The 21,305-nt window shown below is 46.8% G+C and carries 17 protein-coding genes and 1 tRNA gene; 8 read left to right on the top strand and 10 right to left on the bottom strand.

Annotated elements, in window-relative coordinates:
- Position 1: 1 nt before the first annotated feature.
- Positions 2-1,024 carry a low-specificity L-threonine aldolase gene (ltaE, locus tag AB8S08_RS00810; protein ID WP_369743077.1) on the top strand — a complete coding sequence of 341 codons (1,023 nt, stop codon included), beginning with the start codon at positions 2-4 and terminating at the stop codon, positions 1,022-1,024.
- On the opposite strand, the gene AB8S08_RS00805 is transcribed toward ltaE, so the two are convergent.
- The 3 genes from AB8S08_RS00805 to AB8S08_RS00795 all read right to left on the bottom strand — a co-directional run bounded on the left by AB8S08_RS00805 (position 1,010) and on the right by AB8S08_RS00795 (position 3,642).
- Positions 1,010-2,536 (bottom strand): YifB family Mg chelatase-like AAA ATPase, encoded by a 1,527-nt coding sequence (locus AB8S08_RS00805; RefSeq protein WP_162014609.1) that lies wholly within the window; start codon positions 2,534-2,536, stop codon positions 1,010-1,012. The genes ltaE and AB8S08_RS00805 overlap by 15 nt on opposite strands.
- Before the next feature lie 119 nt (positions 2,537-2,655).
- Entirely contained in the window at positions 2,656-3,396 is a 741-nt protein-coding gene (locus AB8S08_RS00800; RefSeq protein ID WP_369743076.1) for a ferredoxin--NADP reductase, read from the bottom strand.
- A gap of 6 nt (positions 3,397-3,402) precedes the next feature.
- Complete coding sequence (locus tag AB8S08_RS00795) at positions 3,403-3,642, bottom strand: accessory factor UbiK family protein (protein ID WP_110076729.1); 240 nt, start codon at positions 3,640-3,642, stop codon at positions 3,403-3,405.
- A gap of 134 nt (positions 3,643-3,776) precedes the next feature.
- On the opposite strand from AB8S08_RS00795, the gene rep reads away from it, so the two are divergent.
- A complete protein-coding gene (gene rep / locus AB8S08_RS00790; RefSeq protein ID WP_369743075.1) occupies positions 3,777-5,789 on the top strand; it encodes a DNA helicase Rep in 2,013 nt (670 codons plus the stop codon).
- On the opposite strand, the gene AB8S08_RS00785 is transcribed toward rep, so the two are convergent.
- Together AB8S08_RS00785 and AB8S08_RS00780 are read right to left on the bottom strand one after the other, a co-directional pair.
- Positions 5,786-8,416, bottom strand: a complete 2,631-nt coding sequence (locus tag AB8S08_RS00785; protein ID WP_369743074.1) for a diguanylate cyclase domain-containing protein — start codon at positions 8,414-8,416, stop codon at positions 5,786-5,788. The two genes, rep and AB8S08_RS00785, sit on opposite strands and share 4 nt — an antisense overlap.
- Before the next feature lie 184 nt (positions 8,417-8,600).
- Positions 8,601-8,978 (bottom strand): cytochrome c5 family protein, encoded by a 378-nt coding sequence (locus tag AB8S08_RS00780; protein ID WP_369744207.1) that lies wholly within the window; start codon positions 8,976-8,978, stop codon positions 8,601-8,603.
- 140 nt (positions 8,979-9,118) lie between these two features.
- On the opposite strand from AB8S08_RS00780, the gene dinB reads away from it, so the two are divergent.
- Positions 9,119-10,201, top strand: coding sequence for a DNA polymerase IV (gene dinB / locus AB8S08_RS00775; protein WP_369743073.1), 1,083 nt, complete (start codon positions 9,119-9,121; stop codon positions 10,199-10,201).
- Positions 10,202-10,211: 10 nt separating this feature from the next.
- Here dinB and AB8S08_RS00770 read toward each other — a convergent pair whose 3' ends face one another.
- Complete coding sequence (locus tag AB8S08_RS00770) at positions 10,212-11,081, bottom strand: prephenate dehydratase (RefSeq protein ID WP_369743072.1); 870 nt, start codon at positions 11,079-11,081, stop codon at positions 10,212-10,214.
- A gap of 155 nt (positions 11,082-11,236) precedes the next feature.
- On the opposite strand from AB8S08_RS00770, the gene AB8S08_RS00765 reads away from it, so the two are divergent.
- On the top strand, positions 11,237-12,610 hold the full coding sequence (locus AB8S08_RS00765; protein WP_110076725.1) for a Na+/H+ antiporter NhaC family protein: 1,374 nt from the start codon (positions 11,237-11,239) through the stop codon (positions 12,608-12,610).
- 51 nt (positions 12,611-12,661) lie between these two features.
- Positions 12,662-13,765, top strand: a complete 1,104-nt coding sequence (gene alr / locus AB8S08_RS00760) for an alanine racemase (protein ID WP_110076724.1) — start codon at positions 12,662-12,664, stop codon at positions 13,763-13,765.
- Here the strand turns inward: alr and AB8S08_RS00755 are convergent, their stop codons facing one another.
- Positions 13,766-15,838 carry a S9 family peptidase gene (locus tag AB8S08_RS00755; RefSeq protein ID WP_110076723.1) on the bottom strand — a complete coding sequence of 691 codons (2,073 nt, stop codon included), beginning with the start codon at positions 15,836-15,838 and terminating at the stop codon, positions 13,766-13,768. It abuts the gene before it with no gap.
- 226 nt (positions 15,839-16,064) lie between these two features.
- Here AB8S08_RS00755 and AB8S08_RS00750 point away from each other — a divergent pair, with 226 nt between their 5' ends.
- Positions 16,065-17,459: a cytochrome ubiquinol oxidase subunit I gene (locus AB8S08_RS00750; protein WP_153827045.1), complete on the top strand. Its 1,395-nt coding sequence runs from the start codon at positions 16,065-16,067 to the stop codon at positions 17,457-17,459.
- Between the two features lie 3 nt (positions 17,460-17,462).
- Complete coding sequence (cydB, locus tag AB8S08_RS00745; protein WP_369743071.1) at positions 17,463-18,464, top strand: cytochrome d ubiquinol oxidase subunit II; 1,002 nt, start codon at positions 17,463-17,465, stop codon at positions 18,462-18,464.
- A gap of 102 nt (positions 18,465-18,566) precedes the next feature.
- On the opposite strand, the gene AB8S08_RS00740 is transcribed toward cydB, so the two are convergent.
- Both AB8S08_RS00740 and AB8S08_RS00735 read right to left on the bottom strand, forming a co-directional pair.
- Complete coding sequence (locus tag AB8S08_RS00740; protein WP_110076721.1) at positions 18,567-19,070, bottom strand: TIGR00645 family protein; 504 nt, start codon at positions 19,068-19,070, stop codon at positions 18,567-18,569.
- A gap of 107 nt (positions 19,071-19,177) precedes the next feature.
- Complete coding sequence (locus AB8S08_RS00735) at positions 19,178-19,609, bottom strand: YqaA family protein (RefSeq protein WP_110076762.1); 432 nt, start codon at positions 19,607-19,609, stop codon at positions 19,178-19,180.
- A 144-nt stretch (positions 19,610-19,753) separates the two neighbouring features.
- Here AB8S08_RS00735 and AB8S08_RS00730 point away from each other — a divergent pair.
- Positions 19,754-19,830 (top strand) — tRNA-Arg (locus AB8S08_RS00730).
- Positions 19,831-20,037: 207 nt separating this feature from the next.
- Here AB8S08_RS00730 and AB8S08_RS00725 read toward each other — a convergent pair.
- On the bottom strand, positions 20,038-21,285 hold the full coding sequence (locus AB8S08_RS00725) for an ATP-binding protein (protein WP_369743070.1): 1,248 nt from the start codon (positions 21,283-21,285) through the stop codon (positions 20,038-20,040).
- Positions 21,286-21,305 lie beyond the last annotated feature (20 nt).

The raw sequence follows: 21,305 nt of genomic DNA, 5'->3' as shown, positions 1-21,305 counted from the left end.
CATGCTAGATTTACGGAGCGATACGGTCACCAAACCAACAGCGGCCATGCGTGCCGCAATGGCAGCAGCGCCCGTTGGCGATGATGTTTTTGGGGATGATCCAACCATCAATGCATTGCAACAACGCATTGCCAAATTGGCTGGTAAAGAAGCCGCGCTCATTGCTAGTAGTGGTACCCAAACCAATTTATTAGCTCTCCTCAGTCACTGTCAACGTGGCGATGAGTACTTAGTTGGTCAGGAATATCACACCTATCGCTATGAAGCTGGTGGCGCCGCAGTGCTAGGTGGCATCGTACCGCAACCGTTTGAATTGGAAGCGGATGGTACGCTTAACTTAACTCAAGTCGAAAAACGAATTAAGCCCGATGACCCGCATTTTCCAATCACTCGCTTACTATCTTTGGAGAATACTCATACGGGTAAAGTGATTAGCCAAGAATTTATGCTCAAGGCACGTAAACTTTGCAATAAACATGGCCTTAAGCTGCATTTAGATGGTGCCCGCATTTTTAACGCCTGTGTAGCTAGTAAACAATCACTGGCCACCCTTGTTGAACCCTTCGATAGTGTCTCTATCTGTTTTTCTAAAGGGCTAGGCACGCCCATTGGCTCCGTCTTGGTAGGTTCGCACAAACTCATCGAACGTGCCCGGCGCTGGCGCAAAATGCTCGGTGGCGGCATGCGCCAAGCTGGGATCGTAGCGGCCGCAATGGATTATGCCCTTGACCATCATATTGAGCGGCTTGCCGACGATCATCGGCATGCACAGCAACTACACGACGGATTAATGCAGTTAAGCCAGAACGGCGCTGCTATTACCGTAGAGCCAGCGCAAACTAACATGGTTTACCTCAACTACAACAGCACCGACGACGCGCAAAAAGTGAGCACACACTTACGTGAGCAGGGTATTATTGTTGGAGCAGGCCAACGGCTGCGACTAGTCACTCATTTAGATATCAGCAGCCAGGATATTGAACGCGTGATCATTGCTTTTGATCAGGCCTTAAAGTTGTTGTAATTGTTGAAGTAACCGGTCTAAAGCCCGATAACTTAAACTTTCGGCAAGATGGCTACGCTGAATCTCCGAAGCTTGTGCAGCGTCGGCAATGGTTCGCGCTAGCCGCAAGGTGCGGTGATAGGCCCGGTGAGATAACTGCAAGCGCTCGATGGCTTGCACCAAAAACTGATGATCCGCATCACTCAAGCAGCAATGCTCTGCGAGTTGACTCGGTTTAAGTTCAACATTTAAACAGCCCTGTCGCGCCAATTGTACCTCGCGTGCGCTGGCCACTTGCTGGCGCCAAAGCGCAGTTAGCGGTGGCTGAGCAACCTCACGCTGGGCGAGCACCTCAGGCTGTCGCGGCACATCCACTTGCATATCGATGCGATCAAGCAAGGGGCCAGAAAGCTTGCCAAGATAGCGCATGATTTGCTCTGGGCTCGAGCGCGCACTTGCCAAGGTGCCATCAAATTGTCCGCACGGTGATGGATTAAGAGCACAAACCAGTTGAAACTTTGCTGGAAACTGCGCTTGGTAACCAGCCCGACTTATGGTGACGTGACCTGACTCCAAAGGTTCGCGCAGTGAATCTAACACATGACGCTGAAATTCTGGCAACTCATCTAAAAACAAAATTGAGCGATGAGCTAAAGAAATTTCACCTGGCCGTGGTGGCGAACCGCCGCCCACCAGTGCTGCCGCTGAACAGGAATGGTGCGGTGCACGAACGCAGCGTTGCTGCCAATGTTGGGGCTGCTCCGTTGCGTTTGAAATACTCCGTACTGCGGCTACTTCTAAGCCTTCTTGTTCAGCCAAATGAGGCAAAAGCCCCAGCAGGCGTTGGGCGAGCATGGTTTTGCCAGTGCCCGGGGGGCCTACAAAAAGTAAGTGATGACCTCCCATGGCCGCCAACAATAGCGCCCGCTTCGCTTGCTCTTGTCCAATGACATCGGCAACATCGCCAAAGGGTTCCAAATCGACATGGGGCTCTTGATACTTGATATAAGGAAGCCCATGCGGGCCCTGCAAATGGCTCACCACATCGCGCAGGCTGATGGCCGCAACACACTGTTGTTGCTTTAAGATGCTGGCTTCGGGGGCATTATCAAGGGGAATAACTGCTTCTCGGCCCTCATCTCGACAGGCCAATACCGCCGGCAAAATACCTAATACCGAACGTAAATCACCGTTAAGCGTTAGCTCACCAAAAAATTCACGGCTTTCAACTTTTGCCGACGACAACTGCTTATCGGCCACTAATATGCCGATAGCTATAGCAAGATCATAGCGCGCACCGTGCTTAGGTAAATCTGCTGGAGCCAAATTGATGGTGATTTTTTTTGCTTTGGGGAATAAATACCCGCTGGCCATAATCGCTGATCTAACCCGATCCTTGGCTTCGCGCACACCAGCCTGAGGTAAACCGACCATGTTGAAACCAGGCAGACCCGCCGCTAGGCAAACTTCTACCGTAACTAAAGGGGCGTCCATACCATACAAGGCGCGCGTATAGACTTGCGCTAAACTGATTGAGCTCATAACCACTCCGTGGTGAAAAGACCTCAGTTTAGCGCGGTAAGAAGCACTTGTTGCTATCGCAATAGCGGATTGCGGCTGCGGATTTTACGCAACCTTGCTAGGTAAATGACTTACCAGTAATGCTCCATGGTGACATTACCAGGCTTGCGCCGGAGGTTTTTCGGTAACCCGAGATCTGCGAGCACTTGTTTGGCATCACGAATCATGTCCGGATTACCACAAAGCATAACTTGTGCACTGCTATCTAACTGGTCTGCTAGCGCAGCTTGCAAAGCTCCTGATTCAATCAAAGCCGGCACCCGACCCGACAAAGCCCCGGTAACCTGCTCACGACTCACTATCGGCTGATAGCTGAATTGTTGTGGATACTGCTGTAACCACTGTTGCGCTAGTTTCTGATAGGCTAAATCGCTGGCATAACGCACCGCATGAACTAGATGAATCCGTTTGAACCGTTGCCAAGGCTCTGCGGTACCTAGCATCGAAAAATACGGCCCCACCCCGGTACCAGTCGCAATGAGCCACAAGCTCTCACCATCCGGCACTTCGTTCAGGGTAAAAAAGCCACTTGGTGGCTGTGATACTTCAATTCTTTGCCCTGCCTGTAAGCCATGTAATAACGGCGATAACAAGCCATCTTGAATACGGTTGACCAAAAACTCTAATTCATCTGCGGTGGGCGCGTTAACCAATGAATACGCGCGTTGTACCCGTTGCCCGTCTACTTCTAAACCCAGACGCACAAATTGCCCCGCAATAAAATCAAACTTAGGAGTACGCACCTTTAAGGTGAATAAATCTTGATTCCAGGCGTAGTTTTCAACTACTTCGCCCGTTAGCCATTGTGCCATGATGATCTACTCTGGTTTTTGCATTGCTGCTAAATCACGCTCTAACTGCTCTACCCGCTGCCGTAGACGCAATAATAACTGCTGCTGCACATCTAATTCTTCACGCGTAACCACATCTAGTTTGCCTAACTGCTGCTGCAAAATAGTTTTTACGCGCTGTTCAAAACTACCCGCTAAATCTTTGATCCCCGCAGGAATGCTGTCATTAATCTGGCGGGCTATGTCTTCTATTTTTTTCGCATCCATAACAACCCCTTATCTTTATCTGGTGGTGGCTGACATCATTAACGTTTAGCTTAGCAAGAAGTTGCGGTAAAATCTGCTTTTCATACGCTTTACCCAGCTTTTGTCACCTCCAACAAGAAGGTTGTTTATTCGTCATGCTGTTGAACCCTCGTCAACAAGAGGCCGTGCGGGCCATTACTGGACCGGTACTGGTATTAGCTGGCGCAGGTAGTGGCAAAACACGAGTCATTACAGAAAAAATTGCCCATTTAATTACTCGATGTGGTTACCCTGCGAAACATATTGCGGCGGTGACCTTTACCAATAAAGCAGCCAAAGAAATGAAAGAGCGGGTTGGGCAAACGCTCGGTCGCGAGTATACCCGTGGATTAACGGTTTCTACTTTTCACACCTTGGGCTTAACGATTATCAAAAAAGAAGTCACTCAGCTCAACATGAAAGCGGGCTTCTCTTTATTTGATGATCAAGACAGCTTGGCACTCTTAAATGCCTTAACTGAACCTGAATTAGATGGAGACAAAGAGCTCCTGAAACGCTTACAACATAAGATTGGGCAGTGGAAAAATGCCATGCTCCTGCCCGATCAGGCACTAGCCCAAGCGCAAACCGATGATGATAAGTTATTTGCCGAGTTTTATCGGCGCTATCAACAAAACATGAGAGCCTGCAACGCACTCGACTTTGACGATCTGATTTTACTGCCAACGCTCTTGCTGCGCACTAACGACGCGGTTCGTCAGCGCTGGCAGCAGAAGTTTCAGTACCTTTTGGTTGACGAGTATCAAGATACCAATACCAGTCAGTACGAGCTCGTTCGGTTACTGGTGGGGGATCAAGCAAACTTTACGGTGGTAGGTGACGACGATCAGTCGATTTATTCTTGGCGTGGGGCCCAACCCCAAAACTTGGCTTTGTTACAGCGTGATTTTCCGCAGTTGCAGGTGATTAAACTCGAGCAGAATTATCGTTCCCATGGGCGGATTCTAAAAGCGGCGAATATTCTTATCGAGAATAACCCCCACGTTTTTGAAAAAAAGCTCTTTTCAGAAATGGAATACGGAGTGCCACTGCGGGTTATCTATGGGCGCAATGAAGAACATGAAGCTGAACGAGTGATCGCAGAAATTGTGCGTCGACGCTTTCTAGAGCGTACTCCTTATTCGCAATTCGCTTTGCTTTATCGGGGCAATCATCAAGCACGGATTTTCGAGAAAGCTTTGATTGCCAACCGAATTCCCTATCGTATGACTGGTGGCCAAAGCTTTTTTGCGCGGGCCGAAATCAAAGACATGATGGCCTATCTAAGGCTATTAGTTAATCCAACCGATGATACCGCCTTTATTCGCATCATTAACTGCCCCAAACGTGGCATCGGTCCGAATACCGTGGAGCGGATCGGCGAGTTAGCGCACGAGCTGCATACAGGGCTCCTTGAGGCAGCAAACCATCAAGCACTCAAAACTCGTTTGGGCGCACGCGAGTTTCAGTCGGTGCAATATTTTTGTCAGCTGATACAACGCTGTGCTCGACGTTGCGACCATCAACCAGAGGCTGCATCGGCCTTGTTTGATTTGCTTAAAACGATAGGCTACGAAGAGTGGCTTTACGAAACCAGTCCGAGTGTCAGTGCCGCCGAAATGCGCTGGAAAAACATCAATGAGTTGATGCGGTGGGTGTCAGATATGCTAAAGGGTGATGCTGAACACGAGCCACTTAGCCTTGCCGATACGGTAGCTAAATTGTGTTTACGAGACATGATGTCGCGCCAAGAAGAAGCCGAACAAGGCGATCAAGTACAGTTGATGACCTTGCATGCATCCAAAGGCCTGGAGTTCCCACATGTATTTATGGTGGGCATGGAAGAAGGTTTACTCCCACATCAATCCAGTATTGATGAAAACATGGTGGAAGAAGAACGCCGGCTTGCCTACGTAGGAATTACTCGAGCACAGCAGTCGCTTACCTTTACCATGGCGAAAGAACGTCGACAATATGGTGACACCCTACGCCCTGAGCCTAGTAGATTTTTATTTGAACTCCCCCAAGATGATTTAGAGTGGGAAGAGCAAACCATAGCCACAGAAGCTCAGCAAGAGCAAACACGGTTATCAGGGATCGCACTACTGCGTAAAGCTATGGAAGATTAAGCTCGCGTTGCCGACTTACTGGTCGGCTGGGCATTGAATGGTGACTTTACTTGCTGGGGCTCTCCAAACAATTGGCCTTGCCCGATATTCACGCCATTATGGATAAGCGCCTGTAATTGATCGTGATTATCAACGCCCGCTGCGGCAATTTCGATGGCTAGATCGCGGCATAGATGCACCACATTTCGTACCATCACTTGTGCTCTTTGGCTGGTCGCAATGTCCGCCACAAAGCGCGGGTCTAACTTCACATGGGTAAAGGGATAATTCAAAATAAATTGCAGTGCTCCTGCACTACGGCCAAACTCGTTCAGCGCCAAACCTACCCCGAGCTCAGCTAACTGACGCAAACAGCTCAGCTGGCGTTTGGAGTTATCATTAAGCTCAGTCTCACTAAACTCTAGGATTAACGACTCTGGCGCAACTCCAGAGTTAGTGATGATATCAATTAATACCTTCACATCTGCCAGTTTATAAAGATGCTTACTAGACAGGCCCACATAGATAGGTAACGGCTGATCTTCAGCCTGTAAAATAGCGCAACAGCGTTTCAGCATCCAATGATCAAGCGCCAACGTCATCCCGGTTTTGTCAGCTACTGCATTAAAGCGATCTGCCGGAAGCAAGCTATCATCGCGTTGCCACCTTAGTTGCAATTCACGGGCAACTTCTGTGTTATCGCGCAGATCGGCTAAGGTAAACTGTTGTAATACAAAATCTTGGTCAAATTGAGCATGCCGCAATTCGGTTTCGCGATGCAACGAGGCCACCAAATCCTGGTGAATACTTTCATCAAAGACCACATAGCGACCGCGGCCCATACTTTTTGCTTGATACATGGCAGCATCAGCATCGCGCAGTAAACGCTCTGCCGAATCATTGCGCGATTTACACTCGGCGATACCCACGCTGGCACCCGAATAATGTTCGCTCTCACCAAAGACAAACGGTAACCGCATTTTTTCAATAATGCGCGATGCAACATCTCTAGCATCGTCAATATGGCGAATCATATCTAGTAAAATAACAAACTCATCGCCACCTAATCGTGCCACTGTGTCATTATCGCGAATGCAGTCACCAATCCGACGACTCGCTTCAAGCAAGAACTCATCACCCGCCGAATGCCCTAGCGTGTCATTAATATTTTTGAAGCGGTCTAAATCAACAAACAGCACCGCAAAATTATGGTTCGGGAAACGCTTTTTATGCTTCAGCGTTTGCTGTAACCGCTCAGTAAACATGGAGCGATTCGGTAAGCCCGTTAACGCATCATGGTGCGCGTCATAGAATAGTTTTTCTTCTACTTTTTTGCGGCGCTCAATTTCGCTAACCAACTCTTCTGTACGCTCCGCCACCTTACGCTCAAGATAGGCATTAACGCGTTTAACTTCATCGGCATTCCGACGGCGCTCGATGGCTACCGCAACATGTTGTGATACGAAGTTAAGAAGCTCTAAATCGTCCTGCTTATAGGTGATGTCATTCACGTAGGTTTGCACGGATAACACCCCAATCACTTCATCTTCAACCACCAAAGGCGAGCCCAACCACTGCGTTGGATGAGTACCGTAATAGCTTACCGCATCTTCCACTTCACCTGCCTGCACCAGCTGTTGATACTTGGCTCGGTCAATGAATACCGGTTGCGCATGACGGATAACATACTCGGTCATGCCTTTAGCTAACTTACGTTCGCGTTGTAAATTGCCATCATAGGCATCAACACTGTAGGGAAACTCCAGCACACCTCGGTCTTGATTAATCAGAGCAACAAAGAAGTTATCGTTATTGATGAGCATCCCTATCTGTCGATAAAGCTGTTCATAGAAGGTTTGCATGGACTCAGAGGTGTTGGTAATTTCCGAAATCGCAAACAACACGGAGGTTAATTTTTCAGCTCGCTCACGGACACTAATTTCATTAATCAGATCATCATTAATCTGCCGTAATTTTGCGGTTTGACGAGCAATTTCTGCCTGCATGTATTCACGCTGACGAACTCTATCTAAAGCATTTACAATGTGTTGCGAAACGAATAACAATAACTCTTGGTCTTGCTCTGTGTAGCGAATCTGCTCAGAGTAACTCTGCACCACCATGGCACCAACCACTTGACCATTTGAGCGCAAAGGCACCCCTAACCAGTCTACTGGAGGTGACCCTAAGTCGCGAATTTCACCTCGCTCTTTTAACCGTTCAAAGACCTCAATATCATACAAAAATGGCTTACCCGTACGCATCACATAACCGGTTAAGCCTTGCCCTAGCACCTCAGCCGGAATCACTTGCTCAAGGGCCGGAAAATCATCATATTCATCCACAAAATAGACAAACTGAACCGTGTCTTTAGCTTGGTCATACAAACAAATGTAAAAGTTTCGAGCATCCATCAGCTCGCCAATAATGGCGTGCACCGATGCATAGAAATCTTGCATGTTTTCTACAGAAGAGGCTAATTCAGAGATTTTAAACAGTGCTTTTTGCACCACTTCAGATTGGCGATATTTAAGTGCTAGTTTTTGCAGACGTGCAACAGCCTTACGCAGGCGCGTAATTTCTTTGCTTTCGGTGTTCTGCACTGCTGAAGTTTGAGCTTCAGGCTGCATCCCTGTTGACGTAGGCATAAGCTAGCTGTTTCGTTTTGTTTAATTGTTGTTTTTGTTTTATTTATTGTTTTAAAACTAACCAACCACAAAGTATATATTTACATTGCTAAATTACAAAGAGATTTATAAAAAACAGCTCAAATTATAGACACAAAAAAACCGCCGAAGCGGTTTTTTCTATTCATATTATGAATGCTAACTATTAAATTTCAGCAATCATAAAGTCGATAGCAGCTTGGATTTCTTCATCGCTACAGTCGTTACAAGTACCTTTAGGTGGCATCGCATTGATACCTTCAATAGCATGCTTCAGCACTGTATCCATGCCTTGAGCTAAGCGTGGCTCCCAATCGGCTGCATTGTTTAATTTAGGAGCACCTAACACCCCAGAGCTGTGACAAGCAACACAGAACTTGTTGTAAACCGCTTCACCAGAACGCGCGCCACCAGAACTTGCAGCTGCGGCTGGAGCAGCTCCAGCTACCCGTACTTGCGCTACCGGTGCAATGCGCTCTTTAATATCTGCGGTACTTTGTTGTGGTACTACAGCAGCACTAGCACCACCTACGACAAATGCCATTGCGGCAACCATTAAACGGCTAGATTTAAAAATAGATAATACGTTCACAGTAAACTCCTGATTGAACTAATGAGCTTGCACGCTCGGTTTGTTGTTGCGATTATAGCCAGATTCCACTCAAGGTTAAATACTTCCGTGCAATGTCAACCAATCCTAGCTTAGATACGCGTAAAATTGCCCTTTTGGATCTGGATGCTTTCTTTGCCAGTGCTGAACTCTTGCGCCAACCACAACTGCGCGATAAGCCTTTTGCGGTGGGTGGTGGCGGTGATCGCGGAGTGGTTGCTACTGCTAATTATTTAGCGCGGCAATATGGCGTGCGCAGTGCAATGGCCGGCAGCCAGGCTCGACGATTATGTCCACAACTTATCTTTGTGCGCCCTGATCATGCTTACTATCGCGCCATGTCCAATCAAGTTTTCGAAGTCCTACAACAGTATACCGAGATCATTGAACCTGCTTCTATCGACGAATTCTATTTGGACCTTACCCACAACCAGCACTATCAAGGGAGTGCCAGCTTAACGGTTAGTGCTATTCGAAAGCAACTACGAGCGCTAGGTTTAACCGCATCGGCGGGCATTTCTAATCAAAAGATGGTAGCTAAAATAGCTAGCGAAGAAAACAAGCCTGATGGTCAGTATTTAGTAACCCCAGAGCAAGTGAGCTCTTATCTTGCGCAATTAGATCTAAAGCGAATCCCTGGAATTGGACCGAAAAGTTTACAAAAATTGCATTACGCTGGCTTATTTTTAGGTAAAGATGTCCAACAAGCTGAGTTAACCAGTTTACAACGCATTTTAGGCGAAAAGGCCGGCTGGTTAGTTTATCAACGTTGTTTAGGTAACGACCCAAGAGCTGTGATTACCGAGCGTGTGCGCAAAAGTGTTGGAGTGGAAGAAACCCTAAGCCAAGATGCCACGAGCCTACGCCAACTCGAACAGTTCCTTGAACAAGTGCTACTGCCGCAATTGCAGAAGCGGATGAAAGTGAGTAACTGGCAGCAAGCCTTCATTAAAAGCCAGACGATTAAGTTAAAGTTTTCAGATTTTCAACAAACAACCGTATCCCGAACGGCTAACTTAGCCTCACCCAGCTTATTTTATCAACTGCTACGAGATGCCTGGGATAGGCGCCAGCAACGGCAAGTCCGACTCATTGGCATCAGCGTGGCGCTACCCGACCCTGATGATGCCCTGCAATTGGAATTGGAGCTGGAGTAAGCGGCTGCAACTAGGAGCTAAACTCATAGCTGCCTAACTGAATCACCTGGTTACGCAACTCAATCGCACTTAACGCAGCCTGTACGCGAGGATGCTGTAAGTGCCCTTCAAACTCGATAAAAAAGTGATAGTGCCCGAAACGCTGCCCGGTTGGTCGCGACACCAACGCCAATAGGTTAATTTGATGAACCGCAAAAGCTTGTAAGTGCTCGAGTAAGAGCCCCGGATGGTCTGCGTCATCGACAATAACTATCGAAGATTTATAGTGTTTCGAATCATCCGGTGCGGCTAAAGGCTGTGGCTGCTGTACCGCCACAAATCGAGTGATATTGTGGGCGTAATCTGTCACATCATGTTCCACCCAAGCCCAGTCCGCTGCGCTAGTATTAGGCTCGACCGCTGCCAACAGGTGCTCTGGAATGATTGCTGCCGCCGCCTGGGTTGTTGCTTGCAACTGCGCCAACGCTGCGGTATTGCTGGCGGTAGAAATCACCTCAATATCATGTTGCGATAACCAATCGCTGCATTGCCCTTGGGCAACAAACTGCGCGAAAATAACGTTCGGCTGTGGGTGATTTGCAACTACCGAAAAGCGCACTGGAATAGCCACCTCAGCAATAATTTGCAAAGGCTGCTTTAGAAAGCTATCAACGACTGGTGAAACAATCCCCTCAACGATATTTTCTAACGGCACTACCGCAATCCCCGCCTGTTCAGGGATGGCCTGCAGCGTTCGGGAAAGAGAGCTGTAGAAACTTATCGTAGGCGGCGCCTTGGCAAATTGCGGTAGGCGCAATACCTCACGCGCAGCTAACTCTGAGAACGTACCTGAAGGACCCAAAGTTGCGAGAAAAGTGGCTGAACTGCTAGTGGCTGGCACGAGATGCTTTACATCCTTTAACGATATCTTTGTATGAGTTGCAGTGAGATTAACTTACACGCTTTTATTCACAGATAAAAGTTACAGATTGTATTGAATTGGCATCTAGGTATTGGCAGTATGGCTGCTGACTTTATCGCTCAAGGCAGATGCGTATGGATTGGCTCACATTGCTACCCCCCTTGGTAGCCATTATCGTGGTTTTTTGGCGCAAAGAAGTGATTGTTGCGCTACTCCTTGCCATTTTCACCTCAGAATTATTATTACTTTTACACCATCAGCAGCCACTTTGGAGCGCTGGTGCTGCCATGCTAGAGCGTATCATTGCCGTCTTTAGTTCGGCCGGTAATACTCGTATTCTCATTTTTAGTTTGCTGGTAGGTGCGCTGCTTGCCTATGTGCGTGAGTCTGGTGGCGTGACTGCCATGGTCAATAGTTTACTCAAACGTGGTTTTGGCAAAACGAAGCGCAGTGCCAGTTTAATGACCGTCTTTACCGGAGTTTTTATATTTATTGAATCCAACCTCAGTGTGCTCACTGCGGGTATATTATCTCGCGGCTTATTTGAGAAGCTAGGCATGAGCAGAGCGCGATTGGCCTATTTGATTGATAGTACCAGCGCTCCCATCTGCATTTTGATTCTGCTTAATGGCTGGGGTGCCTACGTGCTCGGTATGTTAGAACAACAGCAACTGCCGGGGTCTTCGGTTGCCACCCTCTGGGCGACCATTCCATTCAACTTTTACGCACTCATTACCTTAGCGCTGGTGTTTTATACTGCCATTAGTGGCAAAGTACATGGCGCATTAGCTAAACATGAACAACAACCCCAGCCACCGCAAGATATCCAGCCGCAGGCCCCAAGCAACAGCAAGGCGCGTTACATGCTGGTACCTTTAACCGTCATGGTCGTGGGAATGATCGCCTTTATGGTGATTACGGGCGACGGTAATCTAACCGCTGGTGATGGCTCAAAATCAGTGCTTTATGCTACAGCGTTAGCCTGTTTGGTCGCCTACTTGATGCTCTTGGTCAGCCGTCGTAACAGCCATCAGCAATTAGTGACGATTGGCTTTAAAGGCATGAGCGAATTATTACCGCTGGTAACTATCGTTTTGTTATCATTAGCGCTTGGTGCTAGCGTCCGTGAACTTGGCACAGGAACTTTTTTGGCCGGGTTAGTCGGTGACTATCTACCGCTGGTACTGATAACCCCGATGCTATTTATTGCTGGTGCCCTGATTAGCTTTACAACAGGCACCTCGTGGGGCACTTTTGCTATTCTAATCCCGATTGCGGCACCCTTAATAATAGCACTAGATTTGCCAGCTCCCCTACTTCTGGCCGCGGTGCTTGGCGGAGGGGTTTTCGGTGACCATTGCTCACCCATTTCAGATACCACAGCTGTATCTGCGCTGGCGTCAGGCAGCGATTTGCTTGACCATGTTCGCACCCAGTTACCTTATGCACTGGTTGCTGGTGGGCTTACAGTAATTTTATATACAGTGGCAAGCTGGCTGATGCTTTAAGCTCGCCAGCTGATTTGTTTTTGCTACCAACTATTTGGATAATCATCAAACATGACACACGGTTTGCACTTTCGCTCTACTCGCGCCGAAATATCACGCCAAGCGCTTACCCACAATGTGCAACTCATCAAAGAAAAGTTGGGCAATAATTACCTTATCGGCGTAGTTAAGGCTGACGCTTATGGACACGGGATGATCAGCACGGCACAGGCTATAGCAGCTCACGTTGATGCTTACGCAGTGGCTTACATTGACGAAGCTCTAGCCTTACGCGAAGCTGGCTTAACCCAGCCCATTGTATTACTCGAAGGCTGTTTCAGCGCTGCCGAGCTTCCTATCTGTGCACATTACAATTTACTCCCGGTGATTCATCAGCAACACCAACTCGATGCCGTGCTCACTGCACGCTTGGCCCGTCCTGTTGGGGTCTGGCTAAAGGCTGATACAGGATTACACCGATTAGGCTGGCGTCCAGAGCAATTACCCGCCGTTTATCGACAACTCGATCAGTCTGCGCAAGTTGCTTCTATCACGCTGATGTCGCACCTAGCGATTGGAGATACACGCCATCAATTCACCCAACAACAGCTAGAGGCCTTTGCTGATCTTTGTGCCCAAACCAAGCCCTCAGCTCAGATGAGTGTCATCAATAGTCCAGCATTATTAAGTGCCGCTAAGGATATCAGCAATGGTTATGCTCATTGGGTTCGCAGCGGTATTGCCATGTACGGTGTCGCTCCGATTTTAGAAGGAGTTGAACTCCCTCCATTACAACCGGTGATGCGCCTTCTCGCTCCGATCATCGCCTTACGTGATATTCCTCAGGGCGATACGGTCGGTTACGGTGGTACTTGGCGAGCAACGCGTCCGAGTAAAATTGCAACCGTTGCCATCGGCTATGCTGATGGTTACCCACGCAGTGCAGCCAACGGCACTCCAGTTTGGCTTCACGGTAAACAGGTGCCCTTAGCCGGTACTGTATCTATGGATATGATTACGCTTGATGTAACCGACCTAGAGCAGGTCGCCATTGGCGATGAGGTTGAGCTGTGGGGGCCTAATCTAAGTGTGAATATCGTTGCGGAACACGCCAACACCATCAGTTACGATTTGTTTACTGGGGTTAGTCAACGTGTTCCTAGACTCGAAGTTTAATTACTCGGCTGGCGTGGGCTTCTGATACAACTTAAACCACGCTAGCGTATGTTCAATTTTTGCAATCATATTCGATGGCCTTGCGCTGACCGAATGAGAGGCGTCTGGCACCCGCACCATCACCGTATCTACCTTGCGTAATTGCAATGCTTGATAATATTGCTCTATTTCTGACATCGGCACTCGACGGTCGTTTTCACCGCTAAAGAGCAATACTGGGGTTGTTACATTTTCAACCAACGAAAGTGGAGAGCGCTGCCAGTAGTGATCCACATCTTGCCATGGCAATGCCGGGAATTGATTCGCAATCTGACCCAAGTAGCTATCTGCCGTAAGCGTCTTGCTGATCCAGTTAATGACCGGGTTGGTTGCAGCTGCAGCGTTAAAACGATCGGTTAACCCCACCGCATAGGTGGTTGCGATACCACCAGCAGAGCCACCAGCAATGAATAAATTATTACCGTCAACAAAGCCTTTTGCTAACAGCGCATCGATACCCGACATGTGGTCTGCAAAGTCACGTTCTGACGCATAGTAACCGTCAAGCTTTAACGCATGTTCAGCACCGTAACTGGTGCTACCCCGATAGTTGTTGTAGAAGACTACGTAGCCAGCCGCAGCATAGCGCTGATGTTCAGCTGCAAACATGGGGCTGTAGGCTAAATGCGGGCCACCATGAATTTCTAGCAATAGTGGGTACTTTTTATTGGGGTCAAAATTGGGTGGAGTGATATACCAACCATGAATCTCCGTGTCGTCAAAACTCGATTTGTAAGTGATCTCGTGCACTTCGCCAAGTGTTTTATGCGCAAGTAAATCTTCATTGAGCTTGGTTAATTGGCGCGCCTTCGTGCTAGTTACCGAGTCTAACAAAGCAACATCTGCAGGTCGGTATGAACTAGCTCGCGTATAGACGACCTGCCCCGTATTAGTAGCAATAGAATAACTACCGCTGGTGTAAGGTCGCGAAATATATTCACCGCCAACATCACTGACCCCCTCGGTTAACCGCCCATTTAATCTTACTTGCCCCAACTTAACGAGGCCGCGGTCGGTAAATTGAATGGCCAACGCACTATTATTAATCCATTGTGGGTTTTCTACCGAGCGGTCCCAGTCCGCTAATAACGCCTGCTGCTGATTCTTACCTAAATCTAAAACTTGGAGTCGATTATGATGATAAGCAATGGGTTCGTTTCCTCGATGCAAGAACGCCAACAGCTTGCCATTCGGTGACAAGGTTGGAGCAAACTCACGTCCAGGCAACGTAGTTAACTGGCTCAGCTCCTTATCTTTCACTCTTACTTGCCATAAATCAGCTTCTGCCACTTGATATTCCCAATCGGTAGAACGGTTCGCTGAAAAAATAAGGTGACTATTATCTGCACTCCAAACTAGGGGGCCCGAATGGCTGTAAGGACCTTCCGTTAGCTGGCGTGCATGCCCTCCTTCAGCTGGAACAACAAAAACTTGACTGTATTGATTGGCCAAAATGCCGGCACCATCGCGCTGATAATAAGTTCTCTCCACGATGGTAGGGGCTTTTGCCCAGTTTGCAGAAGCAGGCTGTTGCGGGCGGTAAACCGAGCGAGCAAACTCTGATTTAGGCGCATCAACGTTCATCATAAAAGCTAGCCAGCGTCCATCATGAGACCAGCTCAACTGACTTGGACTCTGGTCTACCGCAGTCACAACTGACATGGTTTTCTGCGCTACATAATAGACATGAATCTGATTACGGCCTTCATGACTGGTGGTAAAAGCCAAGCGTTTACCATCCGGCGACCAGGTAGGATTCGCATAACCATGAGCCATGGTTAGCAATGGAGTATGCTCGCCACTTTGGGTATTGATCAACCACAAGTGGCGCTTGCTATTATCCTTAATCATGTCAAAGCTGTTACGGCTATAGATTACCCACTTCCCGTCAGGAGAAATTTGGGGGCCTGCTGCATGCTCAAGTGCAAAGATATCTTCTGGCATGAAGGTTTCAACTGCTGGCTCTGCACTTACAACTGCGACATTTAGTAGCACCGCCAGCGGTCCGCTCCAGCGTAATAAGCTCTTAATCATGACATTCTCCAAACTAAACGTTTTGTTTTTATTAGTAATTAATGTACCCCTTTCTTTATCAAGAACCTAGTCTTTGGCCTACTTTTTGTATGGCGGGCATTAGAAATAGTCCTAGTAAATCCAGGGTTTTTATTTCGCATGTGCCTAAATTAATACTATACTCATCTTGTTGTAACACCATGTGAGTAGCGTTTGACTCAACAGAAAACATAACGAGGTCAAGAACATGCTAGAAAGTTGGTTCTCACAAGCTGATGCAGTCTTATTAGCTCGCTTTCAGTTTGCCTTTACAGTGGCATTCCACATCATATTCCCCGCCTTTACGATTGGTCTTGCAAGTTTTCTTGCCGTGCTAGAAGGGCTTTACCTTAAAACTCGCAATCCGGTCTACCAGAAGCTCTTTCGATATTGGGTGAAGATCTTTGCCGTAGCCTTCGGTATGGGCGTGGTTTCTGGCATTGTGATGAGCTATCAATTTGGTACCAACTGGGCCGTCTTCTCAGATAAAGCAGGACCTGTTATTGGCCCACTCATGGGCTACGAGGTACTCACCGCTTTCTTCCTGGAAGCTGGGTTTTTAGGGGTGATGCTATTTGGCATGAACAAAGTAGGAGAGCGGCTGCACTTTTTTGCCACCTTGATGGTAGCCGTTGGAACTGCCATTAGCGCATTCTGGATTTTGTCAGTAAACAGCTGGATGCAAACACCTGCTGGATTTGCTATGAATGAACAAGGCCAATTTATTGTTACAAGTTGGTTTGAAGCTATTTTTAATCCTTCATTTCCATACCGTTTAGCGCACATGTTACTTGCTGCCTATTTAACCACAGCCTTTGTGGTAGGCGCAGTTGGTGCTTGGCACTTACTCAAAGATAGTACCTCGGCCAGCGCTAGAAAAATGTTCTCGATGGCTATGTGGATGGCATTAATTGTGGCACCACTACAAGTGTTTGTTGGCGACTTGCACGGCCTTAATACGCAAGAGCACCAACCGGCCAAAGTAGCCGCTATGGAAGGCCACTTTGAAACCCAAAGTAACGCCCCTCTGTACCTGTTTGGACTTCCTAATCAGACCACAGCTGAAGTGGATTACGCGGTAAAAATACCGGGCCTAGCTAGCCTCATATTACAGCACGATATTAATGCTGAAGTTACCGGTTTGGACCAATTCCCTCGAGACGAGTGGCCACCAGTAGCAATCGTGTTTTGGGCCTTTAGAATCATGGTCGGCATCGGTGTGTTAATGATGCTTATCGGTCTCTGGTCTGGGTTCCAGCGTCTACGTGGCGGCCTTTACCAGAGCAAAATGCTGCATCGTAGTGCTGTCTTGATGGGGCCACTAGGGTTTGTAGCTGTTATTGCCGGTTGGGTTGTTACCGAAGTAGGCCGACAACCTTGGGTCATTCAAGGCCTCTTAAGAACATCTGAGGCTGTCTCTCCTGTCGATGCGGTTGGAGTCGGCGCTAGCTTGCTAGCTTTTATTATCGTGTACTTTTTAGTCTTCGGTGCTGGTACCGTTTATATCTTAAGAAAGATGGCCGGCGATCCCGAGCATACCCACATACCTGATTATGCTCGTATCCCAATGGCTGCAGAACGTCTCTACCACGAGGAGAAATAAGCAATGGATTACGCATTAATTTGGGCTGCACTTATCTCGATCGCGGTATTCGCATATGTAGCTCTTGATGGTTTTGATTTGGGTATTGGGCTCTTGTTTCCATGGTTTACAAACGAGCAACATCGTGACCGTATGGTCAATACTGTTGCGCCGGTATGGGATGGCAATGAAACTTGGCTGGTTCTTGGTGGTGGTGGCCTACTCGCGGTTTTCCCGCTGGCTTATTCGGTGCTGTTACCAGCACTTTACATGCCCGTTATTGCCATGCTCCTAGGCTTGATTTTTCGTGGCGTTGCCTTTGAGTTTAGATTTAAGAGCCGCAATAACAAACATTGGTGGGACCGCTCTTTTATGCTTGGGTCCGCAGTTGCTGCGTTTAGCCAAGGAGTGATGTTAGGCGCCATGCTACAAGGTATTGATGTCACCGATCGAGCCTACTCAGGCGGATGGTTTGACTGGCTAAGCCCATTTACTATTTTTGCAGGCATTGCGGTATGTATTGGCTATATGCTGCTTGGCGCCACTTGGTTAATTATGAAAACCGATGGCCAATTACAAGGCCGAAGTTTTTCATTAGCTCGTAACTTATCGTTACTCATGATTCTTGCAATAGCAGCCGCAAGTATTTATCTGGTATCAACTTATGGGCAAGTCGCTGATAGATGGTTAACGTGGCCGACCTCCGCTGGTTTGTGGTTGTTACCTTTTGCCTTAGCTATAGTCGGCGGCGGACTCCTAACAGCACTTAACAAGAAACGTGAGGGAACTCCATACCTCTGGGCTTTAGGAGTATTTTTAATTGCTTTTATTGGTTTTGCGGTGAGCATCTTCCCTTATCTTATCCCCTTTGAAATCACCTTATGGGAAGCCGCAGGACCAGATAATAGCCTATCGTTCCTGCTCGTAGGCGCAGTCATTCTAATTCCTATTATTTTTGCCTACACTGGTTATACCTATTGGGTATTCAGAGGAAAAACCAGTGAGGATTCTGGATATCATGAATAAACCACCAACTAAGTTACGACAGTGGCTCTGGTTTATTGGTCTTTGGGCTGCCGGGGTGATCACTATCACCCTAGTAGGTCTTCTGATTAGAGCGGCAATTCTTTAATCGGAGTCTTTCTCTTTTCGCGTTAATCTATCTAAATAACCCATGGCAAAAGCAGAGCCAACAAAAGTTAAGTGCATCAACACGTACCACTTGATGGTTGGCTCATCCATGTTTTGCGCGTTCATAAACACTTTCAATAAATGAATAGAGGAAATCGCAACGATAGATGCAGCTACTTTATTCTTTAAACCACCTGAATCAATTTTTCCTAACCAAGCTAATTTCTCAGTGTCGTTATTAATATTGAGGGTCGAAACGAAGTTTTCGTAACCACTCAACATCACCATCACTAGCAATCCTCCAACCAATGCAATATCGATTAAGGTTAGCGTTAACAAAATAAGGTCAACTTCTTTGATCGTTAGAATGTCTGGAAAAACATGTATAAGCTCCTGAAAGAACTTAATCCCCAGCAGCAACACCGCCAAGCTCAAACCAAGATAAATAGGTGCCAGCAACCAACGTAAGCTATACATTAAATTTTCTAAAAACCGTTCCATGAATATCTCAGAAAGTAAGGGTTCAACAAGAGGAACATCATACCAAGGTTAGCATTCACCGCTCAATTTTTTTAATCTACCGATGACCTCGACCATCAAGGCTGCCGTTAGACCAGCTGAAGCCAAGTATAATTCAAGCCAATAATCAAAACGTAACGCGCTCCTTTACCCAGACTTACAAGCAATAAAAACCAACCGAAACGTAGCCTAAGCATTCCTGCAAACATAGTTAATGGATCGCCCAAAATAGGTAGCCAAGACAATAATAAACTCCACTTACCATAGCGATTAAACCAAGCCTGACCCTGTGCTAGACGAATTTTACTCACCGGAAACCAGCGCTGGTTTTGCCAATGAAGAAAGTACCTGCCCAAGCTGTAATTCACGCAAGACCCAAGTACATTCCCTAAAGTAGCCACTGCCCACAGTGTTCCGATCGAGTCTGTCTGATTGAGCAAAAGCATCAGAAGCACTTCTGACGAACCTGGCAATAAGGTCGCTGATAGAAATGCTGAAATAAAAAGACTCAAGAACACAATCCACAACCCTCCCTGTACAAAATTCAAACAGGTGAACACGAAAATCTATCATTGCAACTAGTTTACCTGTTACGTTACTGGACATGGGAGTAATAATTCCCTAAAATCCACGCTCGCTGTTTTACCAACAGTACATTCCAATACGCACCCGTAGCTCAGCTGGATAGAGCGCTGCCCTCCGGAGGCAGAGGTCACAGGTTCGACTCCTGTCGGGTGCGCCAATTATTTCAATGAATACAACGGTAGCAGTCACTAACCAATATTTTTATGGGACCACATTGGGACCATTTTGGGACTGATTTTTAATACGCTATTATCGCATTTGAACTAAAGTGACCGCTAGCTAAAACTACCTAGCCTCGACTATTTTTAAGATTTCAGATGATGCATAGAACTGCTGAATAGATCATCATCTCAACAATTACAAATTATCTTAAAAACTTCTTCTTTATTACCCTCTGAGAATCATTGTCTTTGTGAAGCGCAACTCTGATACACATCAAGTACCTTGGATCACGTATTGAATACGAATTGCTTTTTGAACTTCTGTTTAATAGTGGATTTGAACCTTTGGCTAATTCTCCCAAAATACTTCCCACTCCCATGTTTGTTTCAGGAATTGTTGACGGAAACTCCCTTCTGATTAGTTGATCGATATCATTAGAATCGAACTGATGTTGTCGTACTTTTGCAATACAAAATATTACTTGATTCCGTCTCGCAACCGCTGTCTCTCGGCTATTGAGATGCGCTTCGATAACTTGATAGCTATTTCTTAGCCCCTGTTTCAACCATTCAACATCTGCATATTTTAGAAGATCTTTGTCATACTTCCATTCATTGTCCTCAATCTCATAAGCTAGGCACTCACAATATTCATGTACGCGCTGAGCGACACCCAGAGTCACATACCAAATATGCTCCGATAGATGTATCAGTGTTTGACCCGTAATATTGATAGAGAGTTGCTCAAATCCTTTTCTGACTATTTCTTGGACTTGTTGTCGATCAAGACTCGCAACTTTCTCGACTTCTTGTATTCTATTTGAGACCGATTCTTGGTTTTTTGTCTCACTAAAATAATGTAAAACTCCGTTTGGTACACCAACGATAAGAATATTTACATTACATTCCGCATAGCGAGTATCATCCAATAATATAACTATATCAGCCAGCTCTTCCATTAAGTCATCAGACGAGAATATCGACTCTAAATTATCTAAGACTATTACCTTTTTTTGATTAGTCGTCTCCGCAAACATCTTGAATGCCTTAAGTAAAGGCTCCTCTTGACTTATAGAATAGCTTCCATTGTGTTTTAAAGTGCCTTTGGCAAATAAAGCACCGACCTCAGCCGCCTTCTCCTCACTAAATCCAAGCTTTGTGACGGTGCCGGGCTCAATTAAACAATTGCATATCTCATGTGTAATCGAGCGAAGCCGAGAAGCGTTAGCACAATTAGCTACAACATATGGAATACCTAACTCATTCATCACTTTTTTATATAGCCACGACTTACCATTTCCACTATCACCGAATAGCAGAGTATGCGAATTTCTTTTTAAAGCTCTAGCAAGTGACTTTTCGTGCTGAGGTCGTTCAACGTACATCGAAGTGTTTACTTCCCCAAGCCGAGGTGTGAATACGTCTGATATTTGTTTACGGTCACGGTTCATTTACTTTCAATCCCTATTAT

Source organism: Pseudidiomarina sp. PP-1MA, assembly GCF_041200125.1.
Lineage (GTDB): Bacteria > Pseudomonadota > Gammaproteobacteria > Enterobacterales > Alteromonadaceae > Pseudidiomarina > Pseudidiomarina fusca.
The sequence above is the reverse complement of the archived record's forward strand: the minus strand, read 5'-3'. Positions and strand labels throughout refer to the sequence as shown.

Coding starts and splice junctions, on each gene's coding strand:
- ltaE (WP_369743077.1), top strand. CDS start 2: ATGCTAGATTTACGGAGCGATACGGTCACCAAACCAACAGCGGCCATG.
- AB8S08_RS00800 (WP_369743076.1), bottom strand. CDS start 3,396: ATGGCACAATGGCTAACGGGCGAAGTAGTTGAAAACTACGCCTGGAAT.
- AB8S08_RS00795 (WP_110076729.1), bottom strand. CDS start 3,642: ATGGATGCGAAAAAAATAGAAGACATAGCCCGCCAGATTAATGACAGC.
- rep (WP_369743075.1), top strand. CDS start 3,777: ATGCTGTTGAACCCTCGTCAACAAGAGGCCGTGCGGGCCATTACTGGA.
- AB8S08_RS00785 (WP_369743074.1), bottom strand. CDS start 8,416: ATGCCTACGTCAACAGGGATGCAGCCTGAAGCTCAAACTTCAGCAGTG.
- AB8S08_RS00780 (WP_369744207.1), bottom strand. CDS start 8,978: ATGGCATTTGTCGTAGGTGGTGCTAGTGCTGCTGTAGTACCACAACAA.
- dinB (WP_369743073.1), top strand. CDS start 9,119: ATGTCAACCAATCCTAGCTTAGATACGCGTAAAATTGCCCTTTTGGAT.
- AB8S08_RS00765 (WP_110076725.1), top strand. CDS start 11,237: ATGGATTGGCTCACATTGCTACCCCCCTTGGTAGCCATTATCGTGGTT.
- alr (WP_110076724.1), top strand. CDS start 12,662: ATGACACACGGTTTGCACTTTCGCTCTACTCGCGCCGAAATATCACGC.
- AB8S08_RS00755 (WP_110076723.1), bottom strand. CDS start 15,838: ATGATTAAGAGCTTATTACGCTGGAGCGGACCGCTGGCGGTGCTACTA.
- AB8S08_RS00750 (WP_153827045.1), top strand. CDS start 16,065: ATGCTAGAAAGTTGGTTCTCACAAGCTGATGCAGTCTTATTAGCTCGC.
- cydB (WP_369743071.1), top strand. CDS start 17,463: ATGGATTACGCATTAATTTGGGCTGCACTTATCTCGATCGCGGTATTC.
- AB8S08_RS00740 (WP_110076721.1), bottom strand. CDS start 19,070: ATGGAACGGTTTTTAGAAAATTTAATGTATAGCTTACGTTGGTTGCTG.
- AB8S08_RS00725 (WP_369743070.1), bottom strand. CDS start 21,285: ATGAACCGTGACCGTAAACAAATATCAGACGTATTCACACCTCGGCTT.